20 protein-coding genes and 2 tRNA genes are annotated in these 16,729 nt (G+C 73.5%); 11 read left to right on the top strand and 11 right to left on the bottom strand.

Translation table 11 applies throughout. The features are described from left to right. Nucleotides 1-28 precede the first annotated feature (28 nt). From EV567_RS22660 to EV567_RS22645, 4 genes are all read left to right on the top strand, one after another. Nucleotides 29-1,246 (top strand): glycine C-acetyltransferase, encoded by a 1,218-nt coding sequence (locus EV567_RS22660; RefSeq protein WP_130442987.1) that lies wholly within the window; start codon nucleotides 29-31, stop codon nucleotides 1,244-1,246. Nucleotides 1,247-1,285: 39 nt separating this feature from the next. After that, entirely contained in the window at nucleotides 1,286-2,197 is a 912-nt protein-coding gene (locus EV567_RS22655) for a LysR family transcriptional regulator (RefSeq protein WP_130442985.1), read from the top strand. Between the two features lie 38 nt (nucleotides 2,198-2,235). After that, complete coding sequence (locus EV567_RS22650; RefSeq protein WP_165430458.1) at nucleotides 2,236-2,595, top strand: MmcQ/YjbR family DNA-binding protein; 360 nt, start codon at nucleotides 2,236-2,238, stop codon at nucleotides 2,593-2,595. A 91-nt stretch (nucleotides 2,596-2,686) separates the two neighbouring features. Continuing rightward, a tRNA-Pro gene (locus tag EV567_RS22645) sits at nucleotides 2,687-2,763 on the top strand. 31 nt (nucleotides 2,764-2,794) lie between these two features. Here the strand turns inward: EV567_RS22645 and EV567_RS22640 are convergent. From EV567_RS22640 to EV567_RS22615, 6 genes are all read right to left on the bottom strand, one after another. Then, nucleotides 2,795-3,229, bottom strand: a complete 435-nt coding sequence (locus tag EV567_RS22640; protein WP_130442981.1) for a VOC family protein — start codon at nucleotides 3,227-3,229, stop codon at nucleotides 2,795-2,797. Between the two features lie 17 nt (nucleotides 3,230-3,246). Continuing rightward, nucleotides 3,247-3,639: a (2Fe-2S) ferredoxin domain-containing protein gene (locus EV567_RS22635; RefSeq protein ID WP_130443117.1), complete on the bottom strand. Its 393-nt coding sequence runs from the start codon at nucleotides 3,637-3,639 to the stop codon at nucleotides 3,247-3,249. A gap of 47 nt (nucleotides 3,640-3,686) precedes the next feature. After that, entirely contained in the window at nucleotides 3,687-4,226 is a 540-nt protein-coding gene (locus EV567_RS22630) for an NUDIX hydrolase family protein (RefSeq protein WP_130442979.1), read from the bottom strand. Nucleotides 4,227-4,241: 15 nt separating this feature from the next. Beyond that, on the bottom strand, nucleotides 4,242-5,375 hold the full coding sequence (locus EV567_RS22625; RefSeq protein ID WP_130442977.1) for an amidohydrolase family protein: 1,134 nt from the start codon (nucleotides 5,373-5,375) through the stop codon (nucleotides 4,242-4,244). Nucleotide 5,376: 1 nt separating this feature from the next. Next, entirely contained in the window at nucleotides 5,377-6,780 is a 1,404-nt protein-coding gene (locus EV567_RS22620; protein ID WP_130442975.1) for a glutamine synthetase family protein, read from the bottom strand. A gap of 66 nt (nucleotides 6,781-6,846) precedes the next feature. Then, on the bottom strand, nucleotides 6,847-7,662 hold the full coding sequence (locus EV567_RS22615; protein WP_130442973.1) for an SAM-dependent methyltransferase: 816 nt from the start codon (nucleotides 7,660-7,662) through the stop codon (nucleotides 6,847-6,849). 179 nt (nucleotides 7,663-7,841) lie between these two features. On the opposite strand from EV567_RS22615, the gene EV567_RS22610 reads away from it, so the two are divergent. Further along, a complete protein-coding gene (locus EV567_RS22610; RefSeq protein WP_130442971.1) occupies nucleotides 7,842-8,732 on the top strand; it encodes a Cof-type HAD-IIB family hydrolase in 891 nt (296 codons plus the stop codon). Between the two features lie 69 nt (nucleotides 8,733-8,801). Here EV567_RS22610 and EV567_RS22605 read toward each other — a convergent pair whose 3' ends face one another. From EV567_RS22605 to EV567_RS22595, 3 genes are all read right to left on the bottom strand, one after another. Continuing rightward, nucleotides 8,802-9,134, bottom strand: coding sequence for a DUF3140 domain-containing protein (locus EV567_RS22605; protein WP_130442969.1), 333 nt, complete (start codon nucleotides 9,132-9,134; stop codon nucleotides 8,802-8,804). Between the two features lie 140 nt (nucleotides 9,135-9,274). Next, nucleotides 9,275-9,757 (bottom strand): Dps family protein, encoded by a 483-nt coding sequence (locus EV567_RS22600; RefSeq protein ID WP_130442967.1) that lies wholly within the window; start codon nucleotides 9,755-9,757, stop codon nucleotides 9,275-9,277. Beyond that, entirely contained in the window at nucleotides 9,754-10,011 is a 258-nt protein-coding gene (locus tag EV567_RS22595) for a WhiB family transcriptional regulator (RefSeq protein WP_165430465.1), read from the bottom strand. Before EV567_RS22595 ends, EV567_RS22600 begins: the two co-directional genes overlap by 4 nt. Before the next feature lie 183 nt (nucleotides 10,012-10,194). On the opposite strand from EV567_RS22595, the gene EV567_RS22590 reads away from it, so the two are divergent. Together EV567_RS22590 and EV567_RS22585 are read left to right on the top strand one after the other, a co-directional pair. Continuing rightward, on the top strand, nucleotides 10,195-11,382 hold the full coding sequence (locus tag EV567_RS22590) for a thiolase family protein (RefSeq protein WP_130442965.1): 1,188 nt from the start codon (nucleotides 10,195-10,197) through the stop codon (nucleotides 11,380-11,382). Nucleotides 11,383-11,481: 99 nt separating this feature from the next. Then, on the top strand, nucleotides 11,482-12,249 hold the full coding sequence (locus EV567_RS22585; RefSeq protein WP_130442963.1) for a sulfite exporter TauE/SafE family protein: 768 nt from the start codon (nucleotides 11,482-11,484) through the stop codon (nucleotides 12,247-12,249). Here EV567_RS22585 and cobF read toward each other — a convergent pair whose 3' ends face one another. Further along, nucleotides 12,250-13,026, bottom strand: a complete 777-nt coding sequence (gene cobF / locus EV567_RS22580; RefSeq protein ID WP_130442961.1) for a precorrin-6A synthase (deacetylating) — start codon at nucleotides 13,024-13,026, stop codon at nucleotides 12,250-12,252. Nucleotides 13,027-13,093: 67 nt separating this feature from the next. After that, nucleotides 13,094-13,633 carry a DUF309 domain-containing protein gene (locus EV567_RS22575; RefSeq protein ID WP_130442959.1) on the bottom strand — a complete coding sequence of 180 codons (540 nt, stop codon included), beginning with the start codon at nucleotides 13,631-13,633 and terminating at the stop codon, nucleotides 13,094-13,096. A gap of 98 nt (nucleotides 13,634-13,731) precedes the next feature. Here EV567_RS22575 and EV567_RS22570 point away from each other — a divergent pair. The 4 genes from EV567_RS22570 (at nucleotide 13,732) to EV567_RS22555 (ending at nucleotide 16,552) form a co-directional block, all read left to right on the top strand. Then, a tRNA-Pro gene (locus tag EV567_RS22570) sits at nucleotides 13,732-13,805 on the top strand. Nucleotides 13,806-13,898: 93 nt separating this feature from the next. Then, nucleotides 13,899-14,474: a TetR/AcrR family transcriptional regulator gene (locus EV567_RS22565; RefSeq protein ID WP_130442957.1), complete on the top strand. Its 576-nt coding sequence runs from the start codon at nucleotides 13,899-13,901 to the stop codon at nucleotides 14,472-14,474. A 138-nt stretch (nucleotides 14,475-14,612) separates the two neighbouring features. Then, a complete protein-coding gene (locus EV567_RS22560) occupies nucleotides 14,613-15,791 on the top strand; it encodes an acyl-CoA dehydrogenase family protein (protein WP_130442955.1) in 1,179 nt (392 codons plus the stop codon). Nucleotides 15,792-15,793: 2 nt separating this feature from the next. Further along, a complete protein-coding gene (locus EV567_RS22555; RefSeq protein ID WP_130443112.1) occupies nucleotides 15,794-16,552 on the top strand; it encodes an SDR family NAD(P)-dependent oxidoreductase in 759 nt (252 codons plus the stop codon). Nucleotides 16,553-16,729 lie beyond the last annotated feature (177 nt).

Here is a 16,729-nt window from a genome sequence, read left to right as displayed (position 1 = left end):
CGGCGAGACACTTTCAGGAGCTTCCCCCATGTTCGACTCCGTGCGCGACGACCTGCGCGCCACCCTCGACGAGATCCGCGCCGCCGGACTGCACAAGCCCGAGCGCGTCATCGGCACCCCGCAGTCCGCGACCGTCGCCGTGACCGCGGGCGGCCGCCCCGGCGAGGTCCTCAACTTCTGCGCCAACAACTACCTCGGGCTCGCCGACCACCCCGAGGTGATCGCCGCCGCCCACGAGGCCCTGGACCGCTGGGGCTACGGCATGGCCTCCGTGCGCTTCATCTGCGGCACCCAGGAGGTGCACAAGGAGCTGGAGGCCCGGCTGTCGGCGTTCCTCGGCCAGGAGGACACGATCCTGTACTCCTCCTGCTTCGACGCCAACGGCGGGGTCTTCGAGACCCTGCTCGGTCCCGAGGACGCCGTGATCTCCGACGCCCTCAACCACGCGTCGATCATCGACGGCATCCGGTTGTGCAAGGCGCGCCGCTTCCGCTACGCCAACCGCGACCTGGCCGACCTGGAAGCCCGGTTGAAGGAGGCGACCGAGGGCGGCGCCCGCCGCAAGCTGATCGTCACCGACGGCGTCTTCTCCATGGACGGCTATGTCGCGCCCCTGCGCGAGATCTGCGACCTCGCCGACCGCTACGACGCCATGGTCATGGTCGACGACTCGCACGCCGTCGGCTTCGTCGGCCCCGGCGGCCGCGGCACGCCCGAGCTGCACGGCGTGATGGACCGCGTCGACGTCATCACCGGCACGCTGGGCAAGGCGCTCGGCGGCGCCTCCGGCGGGTACGTCGCCGCCCGCGCCGAGATCGTCGCCCTGCTGCGCCAGCGCTCCCGGCCGTACCTGTTCTCCAACACCCTCGCCCCGGTCATCGCCGCGGCCTCCCTCAAGGTCCTCGACCTGCTGGAGTCGGCCGACGACCTGCGCGTGCGGCTCGCCGAGAACACGGCCCTGTTCCGCCGCCGGATGACGGCGGAGGGCTTCGACGTCCTCCCCGGCGACCACGCCATCGCCCCCGTCATGATCGGCGACGCGGCGCGGGCCGGCCGGATGGCGGAACTCCTGCTGGAGCGCGGGGTGTACGTCATCGGCTTCTCCTACCCGGTCGTCCCCCAGGGCCAGGCCCGGATCCGGGTCCAGCTGTCCGCAGCGCACTCCACGGACGACGTCGACCGCGCGGTGGACGCCTTCGTCGCGGCCCGGGCCGAGTTGGGGGACGCGGAACCGACCCCCGCCTGACGGCCCCGCCCAGGCCTCGTGGCCTGCGATAATCGTGGGGTGATCGAAGCTCGGCGGCTGCACATCCTTCGGGCGGTGGCCGACCACCGTACGGTGACGGCGGCCGCCGCCGCGTTGTACCTCACGCCGTCCGCGGTGTCCCAGCAGCTCACGGCGCTGGAGCAGGAGACCGGGCACCGGCTGGTCGAGCGGGGCGCCAAGGGCGTGCGGCTGACCCCCGCCGGGGAGATCCTGCTCGCCCACACCCACGCGGTTCTCGCCCAGCTGGAGCGGGCGGAGGCGGAACTCGCCGCCTACGGCTCCGGGGCGGCCGGCACGGTCACGGTGGCCGCGTTCGCGACCGGCATCGCCCTGGTCGTCGCGCCCGCCGTGGCCCGGCTCGCCGGCGCCGCCCCGGGGATAAGGATCCGCGTCCAGGACGCCGAGGGCGACGCCAGTCTGCGGATGGTCCTCGACCGGCAGGTCGACGTGGCCGTCGCCGTCGAGTACCGGGGGGCGCCGGCCGCCGACGACCCCCGTCTGGCGCACCTCCCGCTGTACGCCGAGCCCTTCGACGCGGTCGTCCCCGTCACCCACCGGCTCGCGGACCTCCCGGAGGTGCCGCTCGCCGAGCTGGCCAAGGACCCCTGGATCGGCCCGTACCCCGGCAACCCCTGCCACGACGTGGTGGTCCTGGCCTGCGAGCACGCCGGCTTCCAGCCCCGCCTGGAGCACTCCTCCGACGACTTCCGCGCGGTCGTCGCGCTGGCCTCGGCGGACGTCGGCGTGGCCCTCGTCCCGCGCTCGGCGCTGCGCGGCATGGACCTCGCCGGCGTGGTCGTCCGCCCGGTCGACGGGGTGGCCCCCACGCGACGCGTCTTCGCGGCCGTACGGCGGGGCGCGGAGGAACACCCGCTGATCCGGCCGGTGTTGGAGGCGCTCGGTCAGGCGGCACGGGCGCAGACGGCGTGACACCCGCGTTGTCAGTGGCAGCGGCTACCGTGCGGAGCATGCCGGACGCCGAAGACGTACGCCGTATCGCCCTGTCCCTGCCGGACACCACGGAGAAGATCGCCTGGAGCATGCCCACGTTCCGGGTCGGGACGAAGATGTTCGCCACCCTGCCCGAGGACGAGACCTCCCTCGCGGTGCGCTGCCCCAAGGAGGAGCGCGACGAGCTGGTCCTCGCCGAGCCCGGCAAGTTCTGGATCGCCGGCCACGAGGCCCAGTTCGCCTGGGTGCGCGTCCGGCTGGCCGCCCTGGAGGACGAGGGCGAGCTGCGGGACATCCTCGCCGACTCCTGGCGCCAGGCGGCCCCGCCGCGCCTGCTGGAGGCCCACCCCGGACTGGGGATCCCCGGCCGGCGCTGAGCGCGCCGAAACGGATGCGCGACCACCGACGCGAGTGCGGTATGGTTTCCATGCACGTTCTGCCGGGGGAAACCCCAGGTCAGACGGGCACCGGGACGTGGCGCAGCTTGGTAGCGCACTTGACTGGGGGTCAAGGGGTCGCAGGTTCAAATCCTGTCGTCCCGACCAGCTTCACGCAGGTCGCAGGCCGTCTTCTCGACTACGAGGAGGCGGCCTGTCCGGTGTCGGCGTCCACGTAGAGGCAGAACGGGTGGCCCGCCGGGTCGAGCAGCACGCGGACGTTCGCCTGGGGCTGGTGGTCCGCCTCCCGCGCCCCGAGCTCTCGCGCGTGCGCCACGGCGGCCCGCAGATCGACCACCTCGAAGTCCAGGTGCATCGTGATCCGCTGGGCGCCCGCCCGGGCCGGCCAGACCGGCGGGACATGGTCCTCCGAGACCTGGAAGCCCAGGTATCCCAGGCCTTCGGGCGGCACGGCGGCCGCTCCGTCCGCGTCCTCCTTGACGATCTCCCAGCCGAGCAGCTCCGCGGGGAAACGGGCGAGCGCCCGGGGATCGGGGGCCTCCAGCGCCACGCCCCACCAGTCGTGCCTGGCCATGCGAGGGACGCCCGAGTCGGGGCCGGGTCGTCCGCGCATGCCCGCCGGCCCTTCCCCTACCGTCGGCCGCGCGTCCGCGCGCCCCTCGGTGGGGCGATGAACTGCAGCTCCAGGGTGAGCGGCGGCTCGGCGACACCGGGGCCGCCCGCGACCGCCCAGCCGATCAGCTCCTCCGTGCAGTCGTCGTCCATGGCGAACCCCACCCAGGTGGCCCGGCCGCCCGCCCGCCGTCCGGCCGCCGAGGGCTGGACGACGACCACGTTGGCCTGGTCGCACGGGCCGAGACAGTCCGTCGTACGGACCGCGAAGCCTCCGTCGGACGCGGCGGCGGCCGCGCGCAGCCGGTCGAGCTGCCAGGCGTGGTCGAAGCCGGGATGCTTGCGGGCGTCCCCGCAGCAGCAGCCCCGGCACACGACGAGGGTGCAGGGCCGGCGCGCGGCGGCGCCGATCGCCACCGCGCGCTGACCGGGCACCGTGCGACGCGGTCCCACCCCGGTCAGGAGGCCGACAGGCCGACGTGGGCCAGGGCCTGCCGCAGCAGGAACCCGTGCCCGCCCGGCATCTCGCTCTGCACCGCGGGCGAAGCCGCCTCCTGCGGGTCGAACCACACCAGGTCCAGCGCGTCCTGCCGGGGCCGGCAGTCACCGGTCACCGGCACGATGTAGGCGAGGGACACCGCGTGCTGACGGGGGTCGTGGTACGGGGTGATGCCCTGCGTCGGGAAGTACTCGGCGACGGTGAAGGGCTGCAGCGAGGTCGGCACCCGCGGCAGGGCCACCGGGCCGAGATCCTTCTCCAGGTGACGCAGCAGCGCGTCGCGGACCCGCTCGTGGTGCAGGACCCGGCCCGAGACCAGGGTCCGGTTGACGTTGCCGTCCGGTCCGATCCGCAGCAACAGGCCGATGCTGGTGACTTCACCGCTGTCGTCGACGCGCACGGGGACGGCCTCGACGTACAGGATCGGCATCCGTGCGCGGGCCATCTCGAGCTCGTCGGCGCTCAGCCAACCGGGCGTGGTATCGGTCAGGTCAGACATTGCTTGATCATACTTTCAGTGTCCGTCGGGAAGCCGGTAGACCCCGAGGGCGTTGTCCGCCCCGGCCCACCGCGCCAGGCGCAGCGCGTCGGCCAGACTGAGTTCGCCGGCGTCCACCCGGTCCTGGAGGAGGTCCCCCAGACCCCGGCGGAACGCCAGCGCGCCGAGTGCGTGGAACTCGGCGACACCGTAGGCGTCGGAGCTGTACAGCAGTTTGCGGAACGGTGTGATCTCCAAGGCCTCCTCCAGGACCGCCCGCGCTCGTACGGGACCCACATGGTGCAGCGTGAGTCCCACGTCCAGGTACACCTGCTCGAACACGGCCGCCAGGAAGGCGGCCTGCCGCTGGTAGGGCCAGCAGTGCAGGAGCAGCACCGGGATCGTGCCCGCGATCAGGTGCAACCAGTCCGTCAGAAGTGCGGGATCCGCGCGGTGCAGCCGGATGTCCCGGTCGCCGAAGCCCGTGTGCAGTTGCAGCGGCAGCCCCAGGTCCACGGCCGTCCACAGCAGATGGCGTACGAGCACCGGATCCGTCAGCCTGCCGCCGGCCGAGAGCCAGGTCCGGGCCGCCCGGGTCACCTCGGCGTCCGAGGGCCGGGCCGGGGCGAGGTCGAAGCCCGTGCGGTAGGCGGCCACCGACTTCACCGCCACCACCCCCGGCGCCCGCACGGCGTCCAGCGCCGCCGCCCGGAACGCGTCCGCGTACCCGCCCGCGTCCACGCCCCGCGCGGCCACCGCCTCCGCGACGGTCTCCAGCCGGACGACCTCGTGGGCGCTCGCGCCCGCCAGCGCGGCCAGTTCGGCGGGCGGGGTGAGACGGTCCGCGTCGAAACCGGTGTCCACGAAGAACCGGCCCGTCCTGGCCGCCGTCAACAACCGCCGGTTCACCTCCCGCGGCCCCAGGTCGGCCCGCCGCGCCAGGTACTCCTCGGGCGGGGCGTGCCGGTCCAGGTCCAGCAGCGGCGCGCAGTACCGCCGTACGGCCACACCGGCCGGGGTGTCGAACGACGAGCTGCCGGGCCACCGGTCGCCCTCGGTGAGCAGTTCCTCGAATCCCGCCCGGTCCAGCGGGCCCGCGACCACCCCGTGACAGTGGTGGTCCACCAGTGCCAGGGCGGCGAGCGCCTCGTGGACCGGCCCGGCGCGCATCTCAGTACGCCCAGCGGTAGGCCGCCGCCACCCGCTCGTCGTCCAGCCCGGCGACCGCCTCGATCTCGCCCCGGCGTACGGCGGTCACCGCGTCGGCGAGGACCGGGCCCAGCGCGGCCCGCAGCACCCCGTCCTCCCGGAACCGCTCCACGGCCTCGGCCAGCGAGGCCGGCAGCCGGCGCACGCCCCGGGCCTCGGCCGTGGCGGCGTCCAGCGCGGCCGGGTCGCCCACGGTCTCCTCCGGCAGGGTCGCGCCCGACGCGATCCCGTCCAGGCCGGCGGCGATCACACAGCCGAGCGTGAGGTAGGGGTTGGCGGCCAGGTCGACCGGCTTGACCTCCAGGTTCGCCAGCTCCGCGCGCCGGCCCGCGGTGCCCCGCACCAGCCGTACCGCCGCCTCACGGGTCTCCAGGCCCCACGCGGTGAACACCCCCGCCCACTGGGAGGGCTTGAGCCGCAGATAGCCGGCCGGGCTCGGCGCGGTCACCGCGGTCAGGGCGGGCAGCCGGGCCAGCACACCGGCCGCGAAGGCCTCCGCGTCGGCCGTCATCCCGTGCCGGCGGTCCCCGCCCGTGTGCAGGTTGACCCCGGCACGCCAGGCGGACAGATGGAGGTGACCGCCGTTGCCGACGCCCTGGGCGGTGACGGCGGGGGAGAACGACACCCGCAGCCCGTGCCGCCGGGCCACCGCGCGCACGGTCTGGCGCACCAGGACGCTGCGGTCGGCGGCGGCCACCGGGTCCAGGGCGCCCACGGAGATCTCGAACTGACCGGGCGCGTACTCGGGGTGGACCTGCTCGACGTCCACGCCCTGGGCCGCGCACGCCGCGAGCAGGTCGGCGGTGCAGTCGCTCAGCTCGACCTGCCGGATCGCGCCGTACGCGGGCCCGGTGGTCGCCGGGACGAACTCGCCGGCGGGCGCGGAGTCCAGGCCGAACGACCACTCGATCTCGACGGCCGCCCGGAAGGACAGGCCGTGCGTCCGGGCGGCGTCGGCGACGACGTCGCGCAGGAACGTGCGCGAGCAGCCCGGATGCCGTTCGCCGTCCTGGGTGATCCGGTCGACCGGCGCCCACGCCCAGCCCGGCTGTGCGGCGAGGACCACCAGCCGGTCCAGGTCGGGGTACAGACGCAGATCGCCGTCGGGGGAGCCCAGCACGTCCGTGGAGACGATCCGGTCGTCGGCGAGGAACGTGTCGAACACCGGGGACATGCCGACGCCCCAGGCCGCGGCCGACGCCAGCCGCGCCACCGGGACCGTCTTCACCCGGCCCACGCCCGCGGTGTCGACGTAGGCCAGCACGACCCCGTGCACACCGCGCCCCGACAGCTCGCCGGCCAGGGCTCTCGCCCGCTCCACGTCGCCGGGGCGGCCGCCGGGCACGGGATCGTCGAGGGTGCTCATACGGCCTCCGGGTCAGTGGCGTCGTCGATGGTCCGCCCCGCCGGTGCCCGCGGGCGGCGCGCGTCGTCAGGGTTTCACGGCCACCCCGCCGTACTGCGGCACCACGGCCGGAGCGCCCGGCTCGGGACGCCACCGCGAGCAGGACACCAGGCCCGGTTCGAGGAGCTGGAGGCCTTCGAAGAACGCGGCGATCTCCTCGCCGCTGCGCGCGGTGATCGGCGGGGTCGCGTTCTCGTTCCAGAACCTCATGGCGGGGATCTGGCCCTCGCCGCCCACCTCGCTGTCATGGGTGGGATGCGTCAGCACCAGGAAACTGCCCGAGGGGACCGCCGCCATGACCCGGCGCACGATGTCCCGCGCCGCCTCCACGTCCAGCACGAAGTTCAGGATGCCCAGCATCATCACCGCGACGGGCCGGGTGAAGTCCAGGGTGCCGGCGGCGCGTCGCAGGATCGCGTCGGGGTCGTGGACGTCGGCGTCGACGTAGTCGGTGACGCCGGCCGAGGTGCCGGTCAGCAGGGTGCGCGCGTGCACCAGCACGATCGGGTCGTTGTCGACGTACACGATCCGCGAGTCGGGGGCGACGCGCTGGGCGATCTCGTGGGTGTTGTCCGCCGTCGGCAGCCCGGTGCCGATGTCGAGGAACTGCCGGACGCCGCGCTCCTCGGCCAGGAAGCGCACCGCCCGGCCCAGGAACCAGCGGTCCGCGCGGGCGATCTCCCGGATCAGCGGGAACATCCCGGCGACGTGCTCGCCGACCCGCTGGTCGACCTCGTAGTTGTCCTTGCCGCCGACCCAGTAGTTCCACACCCGCGCGTTGTGCGCCACCCCGGTGTTCAGCGGCGCCGCCGGTCCGCCCGACGGCGTGTGGACCTCGCTCACGTGACCGCTCCCTCCCGCGCTCTTGTCGCGTACTCGTCGCATCCAGCCCGTCAGCCGTCATTGTGCCGCCCGGTGATCACCGGTGTCCCGGGATTCGGACGGCCCAGTCCGTGTTCGAGGGCCGCGCGGGGTCCCCCGGTAGGGTGACGACCCGGTCGCCCTCGTACAGGAAGCAGGACATGCCCTACTCCGAAGCCGCCCCTCTGCCCGTCCCGGAGCCTGCGCCCGTCCCGGAGCCGTCGGCCGCGTCGGCCGGTGTCCGCCTGATCGTCACCGACATGGACGGAACCCTGCTCGACGACCACAAGCGGCCGCCGGCAGGGCTGCGGGAGGTGCTGGGGCTGCTGCGGGAGCGCGGGGTGCTGTTCAGCCCGGCGAGCGGCCGGCAGTACGCGACGCTGGCGCACGAGTTCGACGGCTTCGCCGACGGCATGGTCTTCATCGCCGAGAACGGCACGTACGTGGTCCGCGACGGTGAGGAGCTCAGCTCCGACCCGATGGACCCGGACGTCGTCGCCCAGGTCGTGGAGTGCGTGCGGCGGCTCGTCGCGGGCGGCGCGGACGTGGGCGCCGTCGTGTGCGGGAAGCGGTCCGCGTACGTGGAGCGCACCGACGACGCGTTCCTGGCCGAGGTCCGCCGCTACTACCGGCGCAACGCCGTCGTCGACGACATCGCCGCCGTCGACGACGACGTCCTCAAGGTGGCCCTTTACGACTTCCGTTCCGCCGAGCGCATCACCGCCCCGGCCCTCGCCGCGTTCACGGGCACCCACAACGTCGTCGTCTCCGGCGAGCACTGGGTGGACGTCATGAACCGCACCGCCACCAAGGGCGCCGCGCTGCGCCGGCTCCAGCGGGAGCTGGGCATCACGCCCGCGCAGACCGTGGTCTTCGGCGACTATCTCAACGACCTGGAGATGCTGGACGTCGCCGACTGGTCCTTCGCCATGGCCAACGCCCACCCGGAGGTCGTCGGCAGGGCCCGCCATCTGGCCCCGTCCAACAACGACAACGGCGTGCTGCGCACGATCGCCCGGCTGCTCGACCTGCCGCTGAGCGACCTGCGCTGACGACGACGAGGGGTCCGCGGCGCGCGCCGCGGACCCCTCGTCGAACGTGTGGGGCTCGGGGCCCCGGCGTCATGGTTTGAGCGGGTCGTGGCCGACCGTCATCAGACGGTGCCGCAGCCGGGTGTCGTCGGCCGCCGGCTCGTCCTCCAGGTCGGTCCGCTCGGTCACCGTGTCCACGACGCGGTGCATCACCCGCAGGTCGTCCTCGGTGAGGTCGGTGCGCCGCTTCTGCAGGATGGCCAGCACGTGCTGACCGGTCGCGGTCCCCGCCTCGTCGGGCAGCGGCTCCGCGTTCTCGTCGGCGTCCCGCACCCGCAGCCAGGCGGCCAGCTCCTGCGAGGTCATGTTGACCACGCGGTGGAAGTCCTCCCACAGCGCGTCGAGTTCGAGGGCGTCCGTCATGCGGTGCTCCTCCGTCCGTGCGTCGTCGTGCGTCGTTCGCGTCGTTCTGCGTCGTTCTGCGTCGTACGTGCCGTCCGGGCGGCGCTCGGCCTGTGTCGCCGGGGCAGCCGTACCGGGCCTGTCGATGCGGTCGGTGCGGGTCAGTCGCCCGGCTGCCAGTTCTCCGCCTCGAACATCCACCGCTGCTTCTCCAGATCGGCGGTGATGGCGATGAGCAGGTCCTGGGTCACCGGGTCGGCCGTCTCCGTCGCCGAGATGCGCTCGCGCAGCCGTCCGATCGCCGCGCCCAGCGTCTCCGAGATCACCTGCACGACGTCCTCGTCGCGCACCCAGCCGTCCTTCGGGGCGGGCAGGGTGAACGCCGACGCGATCGTCTCCGGCCGGCCGTCCGGCGGCAGGCCGAGGGCGGCGGCGCGCTCGGCGACGGTGTCGGAGTAGGTGCGGGCCGTCGAGACCACCTCGTCGAGCTGGAGGTGGATCGAGCGGAAGCGGGGGCCAACGATGTTCCAGTGGGCCTGCTTGCCGATCAGTGAGAGGCCCAGCAGGTCGACGAGAGTGCTCTGCAACGCGTCGAAGGTGACTTGACGGTCCGGTTCGGGCAGCGGGCTCTTCACGACAGTCATACCGAGGTTCTCCTTCTCGCGTCGTCACGTGCGGTACGGAGCAGTTCGGCGCGCTCCTCCTCGTCGGTCCCGCCCCAGACGCCCGACGTCGGCGGGCTGTCGAGGGCGAAGGCCAGACACGCGGCGGTCACCCTGCACCGGGCGCAGACGCGTTTGGCGTCCGCCGCGTCCCTCAGGGCCGGGCCGGACGTGCCGACGGGAAAGAACAGCTCGGGGTCCTCGCCCACGCAGGCGGCGCTGCGCAACCACTCCATGACCGCGCGGGTGCCCAGGGCGAACACCCGCAAACACGGCCTGTCCTCGCGATACGCGCCACTCGGGCAGGCTCACCGGGGAGTGATCTACCCAGGGGCGGGCGGGGCGGTCTATAGTCCTAAACTAGCAGTGCTAATAACGGCGTCCTCGCCTTCCGCACATCCCGATCAGGAGTGCCTGTCGTGCGTCCCGTCCACTTCGCCGTCGCCCGCCGCACCCCCATCGGCCGGCTGCGCGGCGCCCTGTCCACCGTGCGGCCCGACGACCTCGCCGCCACCGTGGTGCGCGCCCTCGTCTCCGAGGTGCCCGCCCTCGACCCCGCCCGCGTCGACGACGTCTACTGGGGCGCCGCCAACCAGGCCGGCGAGGACAACCGCAACGTCGCCCGGATGGCCGTGCTCCTCGCCGGCCTGCCCGAGACCGTGCCCGGCGCCACCGTGAACCGGCTGTGCGCCTCCGGGATGGAGGCCGTGACCGCCGCCGCCCGCACCATCGCCGCGGGCGAGGCCGACATCGTGATCGCGGGCGGCTCCGAGTCGATGAGCCGCGCCCCGTTCGTGCTGGCCCGCCCCGACGAGGCCCTCCCGCACCGCGTGGAGACCGTCGACACCCGGCTCGGCTGGCGCCTGGTCAACCCGGCGATGAAGGACCTGCACGGCCTGCTGGCCATGGGCGAGACCGCCGAGGAGGTCGCCGGACGGTACGGCGTCTCCCGCGAACGCCAGGACCGGTTCGCCCTGCGCAGCCACCAGCGCGCCGCCCGGGCCCGCAAGGACGGCCACTTCGACGACGAACTCCTGCCCGTCACCCGCCCCGACGGCGTGCTCGTCGACGCCGACGAGTCCGTCCGCGAGGACACCTCCTACGACAAGCTCGCCGGGCTCAAGCCGGTCTTCCGCCCCGGCGGCACCGTCACCGCCGGCAACGCCTCCCCGATGAACGACGGCGCCGCCGGGCTCCTCCTGGTCAGCGAGGAGGCCCTGAACGACCTGGGCCTGGAGTCCCTCGGGCGCTACGTCGCCGGCGCCTCCGCCGGAGTGCACCCCGACGTGATGGGCATCGGCCCGGTGCCCGCGACCCGCAAGGCGCTGGCGCGCGCCGGATGGAGCGTGGGCGACGTCCAGGAGGCCGAGTTCAACGAGGCGTTCGCCGCCCAGGCGCTGGCCTGCGTGGACCAGCTGGGCATCGACCCCGACCTGGTCAACCCCAGCGGCGGCGCGATCGCCCTCGGCCACCCGCTGGGCTGCTCGGGCGCCCGCCTCCTCACGACGCTGCTGCACCGGATGCGCAGGACGGGCGCGGAACGCGGCCTGGCGACCATGTGCGTGGGCGTGGGGCAGGGGAGCGCGGTGCTGGTCGAACGGCACTGACGGACGCCCGCGCGGGGCCGGCCGCCGAACCCCGTCGGCGGTCACCAGGCGAGACGGTGTCCGACGCCGCCGTTCGATGCATCTAGCATCGGTCTCCGCATGAACACGATCACGCACCTCACCGGCTGGGAGTTCGCCGCGCTCGCCTGCGCGGCGGGCCTCGTCGGCTTCTCCAAGACCGCCGTCAGCGGGGCCAACACGGTCAGCCTGGCGATCTTCGCCGCCGTCCTGCCCGCCCGCGCCTCCACAGGCGTCCTGCTGCCCATCCTGATCGCCGGCGACGTCCTGGCCGTCCTCACCTACCGGCGGCACGCCCACTGGCCCACCCTGTGGCGGCTGTTCCCGGCGGTCGCCGTCGGCGTGGTCGCCGGCACGGCGTTCCTGACGTGGGCCGACGACGCGGTCGTACGGACGTCGATCGGCGCGATCCTGCTGTTCATGGCCACGGTCACCGTGTGGCGGCGGCGCACCGCCGACGCCGCCGCGGAACCGGACGGCGTGGCCACCCGGGCCGGCCGGATCAAGGCCCGCTCCTACGGCGTCCTCGGCGGCTTCACCACCATGGTCGCCAACGCAGGCGGCCCGGTGATGTCGATGTACCTGCTGTCGGCGGGCTTCCGCAAACTCGGCTTCCTCGGCACCTCCGCGTTCTTCTTCCTCATCGTCAACGTCTCCAAGGTGCCCTTCAGCGTGGGCCTCGGCCTCATCGACGCCCGCTCGCTCCTGCTGGACGCCACGCTCGTCGCCTTCGTCGTCCCCGGGGCGCTGCTCGGCAAGTGGGCCGTGGACCGCATCAACCAGCGTCTCTTCGAACAACTGGTGATCGCGGCGACCGTGGTCGGCGGTCTGCAACTGCTGCTGCGCTGATCAGCGACCGTCCGCCGGGCGGCGGCGCAGCAGGTACGTGTCCATGATCCAGCCCTTGCGGGCGCGCGCCTCGGCCCGCAACCGCTCGATGCGCGGGCCGGCCTCGGCCACCGGCCCGGACACGAGGATCTCGTCCGGGGTGCCGACGTAGGCGCCCCAGTAGATGTCGACGTCCTGGCCGGCGTACGCCCGGAAGGCCTGGTGGGCGTCGAGCATCACCACCACGTCGTCCACCCCCTCGGGGAAGCCCTCGGCGAGCCGCCGCCCGGTGGTGATCTGCACCGGCCGCGCCACCCGGCTCAGCCCCGTGCGGTGCCGTGCCGCGAGCGCCGAGACGCTGCTGATCCCCGGCACCACGTCGTACTCGAACGCCACCCTTCCCCGCGCGAGCACCTCCTCCAGGACGCCCAGGGTGCCGTCGTACAGCGCGGGGTCGCCCCAGACCAGGAACGCGCCGGTCTCGTCCGCGCCCAGCTCCTCGCCGATCAGCCGCTCGCAGAGGGCGGCGCGGGCGTCCCGCCAGTCGCCGACGGCCGGGGCGTAGGCGGCGCCGTCCGCGCGGCGGTCCCGCTCGGGGTCGCGCGCCTCGACCACCCGGTAGGAACCCTCCGGCAGATGCGTGCGCAGCATCTCCCGGCGCAGCCGCGTCAGGTCGCTCGTCGCATCGCCCTTGTCCAGCACGAAGAACACGCCGGAGTCGCGCAGGGCCTTGACCGCCTGAAGGGTCAGCTGGTCGGGGTCGCCCGCGCCGATGCCGATGACGTGGATCCTTCGCACGTCTTCGAGTCTGCCGCACGCCACTGACACCGGCCTCGACGCCCGGGTCCTCCGCGGTCGCGGGGGTTCAGCGCAGCCGGGGCGCCGACTCGCGCGCGTCGACCGCCGTGCCCGTCCGCTCCACGTCCTGGGCCAGCTCGCGCGCCCAGTGGGCCAGGTCGTCGAGATCCATGCCGTACGGGCGCGCGTGCCCGTCGTCCGCCGCCCACTCCTGGACGGCCCCCGCGCCGCGCCGCAGCAGCCGGGCCCCGCCGGTCACGTTGCCCCGGGCGGCGTGCGTCAGCCCCACCGCGAGCTGGGCGAGTCCCCGCCACAGGGCGCGTTCGGCCTCGGGGCCCGACTTCCAGGCGTCCTCGAACACCTCGTGCGCGTGGAACGGCTTGCCCTCGTCGAGCAGGGCCTGCGCCTCGGCGACCGACTCCTTCGGCGTGCGCACGACCCCCTCGGGCTGGCGGGCCACGCCCGTCGCGCCGTACGGAAGGGGCCTGCCCAGGCCGTCCCGGGGCCTGGCGTTGCGCGCCCGCCCCTCCTCGTCCCGGTCCCGCGTCCCGGCGCTCCGGCCGCCGCTCCCGTCTCCCGCGCCGCCCGTTCGGTGATCGCTGTCCATACGGCGATTGTCCCGCGCCCACGCCGTCTTCGGAGCACCGCCCGGCGTGGGGTAAAGTGCTCTTCGCGCGATCACGCGGAGCTCCGCGGGAAGCGCACCGGGACGTGGCGCAGCTTGGTAGCGCACTTGACTGGGGGTCAAGGGGTCGCAGGTTCAAATCCTGTCGTCCCGACCGGCGACATCGCGGTCGGAAGCCGCTTTCCCGTTCACGGGAGGGCGGCTTCGGCGTGTTCTGGGGCGGGGCGCGCGCGGATAGGCTGGGATCATGCCGCCGTCCTCCCGCCGTACCGCCCGACAGGCAGACCTGCTGGAACGACTCGTCGCGCTGCTGACGGCGGAGGGGTTCTCCGACCTCACCCTCGACGACCTCGCCGTGCGGCTGCGCTGCTCGAAGACCACGCTGTACCAACTGGCCCGCAGCAAGCAGGGGCTGGTGGTGGAGGCCGTCAAGCACTACTTCCGCGGGGCCACCGAGGCCGTCGAGAAGCGGGTCGCCCAGACCGACGAGCCCTCCGACCGGGTGCGGGTGTACCTGACCACCGTCGCCGAGCAGTTGCGCCCGCTCTCCCGCCGCTTCCTGGACGACGTGGCGGACTTCCCGCCCGCGCGCGAGGTGTACGAGGCGAACACGCGGATGGCCGCGGAGCGGGTGCGCCGGCTGATCGCGGAGGGCGTGTCGGACGGCGCGTTCCGCGAGGTGCACACCGCGTTCGTCGGCGAGGTCGCCGCCGCGACCATGCGGCAGATCCAGCAGGGCGAGCTGAAGGCCCGCACCGGGCTGAGCGACGCGGAGGCGTACGAGCAGCTCGCCTCGCTGATCGTGCACGCCGTCTCCTCCTGACGGCGGAGCCGGCGGGACCCCGCGGCCCGGATACCGACCCGATCACGTATGGCCTCGGCACGCCCGCGTGCCGTACTGTGAATGATACGTTCGTACGCACTCCAGTATCACTTCCAGTACTACTCCGCGGAGGTCGCCATGCCTGCCACTCGCGCCCTGCCGAGCGAGGAAGCCGTCGACCTCGTCCAGCTCACGCGGACCCTGGCCGCCAAGGAACTCACCCCCCGCGTCGCCGACGCGGAGGCGGACGGCGCGTTCCCCCGGGACGTCTTCCGCACCCTCGGGCGCAGCGGTCTGCTCGGGCTGCCGTTCGCCGAGGAGGACGGCGGCGCGGGGCAGCCGTACGAGGTGTACCTCCAGGTGCTGGAGGAGGTCGCCGCGGTCTGGTCCAGCGTCGCGGTCGGCATCTCGGTGCACGCGCTCTCCTGCTTCCCGCTGGCCCGCTACGGCACCGACGAGCAGCGGCGCAGGTGGCTGCCGGACATGCTCGGCGGCGAACTCCTCGGTGCGTACTGCCTGTCCGAGCCGCACGCCGGCTCCGACCCGGCGGCCATGCGCACGCGTGCGGTGCGCGACGGGGACTCCTACGTCCTCAACGGCGCCAAGGCGTGGACCACGCACGGCGGATACGCCGACTTCTACACGGTCATGGCCCGCACCTCCGACCACCGCACCCAGGGCATCTCCTGCTTCCTGGTCCCGGCGGACACCCCGGGGCTCAGCGCCGACCCGCCGGAGCGGAAGATGGGGCTGACCGGGTCGGCGACCGCCACCATGCGGCTCGACGACGTCCGTGTGCCCGTGGAGCGGCGGATCGGGGAGGAGGGGCAGGGCTTGAAGATCGCGCTCGCCTCGCTGGACTGCGGACGCCTCGGCATCGCCGCCGTCGCCACCGGCCTCGCCCAGGGCGCCCTCGACCACGCCGTGCGCTACGCCCGCGAGCGGGAGACCTTCGGCAAGCCGATCATCGAGCACCAGGGGCTCGCCTTCGTCCTCGCCGACATGGGCGCGGCGATCGAGTCGGCGCGGGCCACCGCCCTGGCCGCCGCCCGGCTGAAGGACCTCGGTCTGTCCTTCACCCGCGAGGCGTCCGTCGCCAAACTCGTGGCCACCGACAACGCCATGAAGGTGACCACCGACGCCGTGCAGGTCCTCGGCGGGTACGGATACACGCGCGACTTCCCCGTCGAGCGCTACATGCGCGAGGCGAAGGTCATGCAGATCTTCGAAGGAACCAACCAGATCCAGCGCATGATCATCTCTCGTGCGCTGGACCGGAACGAGGGCGGTGTGCTCACCGTCCTCGGCAAGGAGTGATGATGCAGCTCGAGAACACCGCCGCCCTCGTCACCGGCGGTGCGTCCGGCCTCGGCGCGGCCACCGCCGCGGCGCTCGCCGGGCGCGGCGCCAGGGTCTTCGCCCTCGACCTCAAGGACGGCGTGGACAAGGCCCCCGAGGTCGACGGCGTCACCTACGTGCCCGCCGACGTGACCGACCCGGAGCAGGTGCGCGCCGCCGTCGCCGTCGCGGCCGGCTCGGGCGTCCCGCTGCGCACGGTCGTCAACTGCGCGGGGATCGGCCCGTCGGCGCGCATCCTCGGCAAGAAGGGCGTGCACGACCTGGCTCTGTACGCCAAGGTCATCCAGATCAACCTGGTCGGCACCTTCAACGTGCTCGCCCTCGCCTCCGAGGCGATCGCCGGGACCGAGGCCGACGAGCACGGTCAGCGCGGCGTCATCGTCAACACCGCGTCCATCGCCGCCTACGACGGGCAGGTCGGCCAGGCCGCCTACTCCTCCTCCAAGGGAGGCGTCGTGGGCCTCACCCTGCCCGCGGCCCGCGACCTCGCCCAGTACGGCATCCGCGTGTGCACCATCGCGCCGGGCATCGTGGAGACGCCGATGCTGGCCACCGTCTCGGAGGAGTTCCGCGCCTCGCTCGCGGCCGGTGTGCCCTTCCCGCGCCGACTGGCCCTGCCCGAGGAGTACGCCAAGCTCGCGCTGGCGATCGTCGACCACGACTACCTCAACGGGGAGACGATCCGGATGGACGGCGCGCTGCGGATGGCCCCCCGGTAGGGCGGCCCCGGCTCCGGCGGGGAGCGCGGTCCTGGCGCGGGTGAGGCCGCCGCGCACGGGGTAGGTCGCCCCTCGGGTGCGGGGGCGGAGTGATCACTCTGTCAATGTTTTGTACTTACATTCGGACCTTTGCGTGAAATGATGTCTTAACAAAGCATTGACAGCGGGCTGAACACG

This window comes from Streptomyces sp. BK239 (assembly GCF_004217285.1).
In the GTDB taxonomy this organism is placed as follows: Bacteria; Actinomycetota; Actinomycetes; order Streptomycetales; family Streptomycetaceae; genus Streptomyces.
The sequence above is the reverse complement of the archived record's forward strand: the minus strand, read 5'-3'. Positions and strand labels throughout refer to the sequence as shown.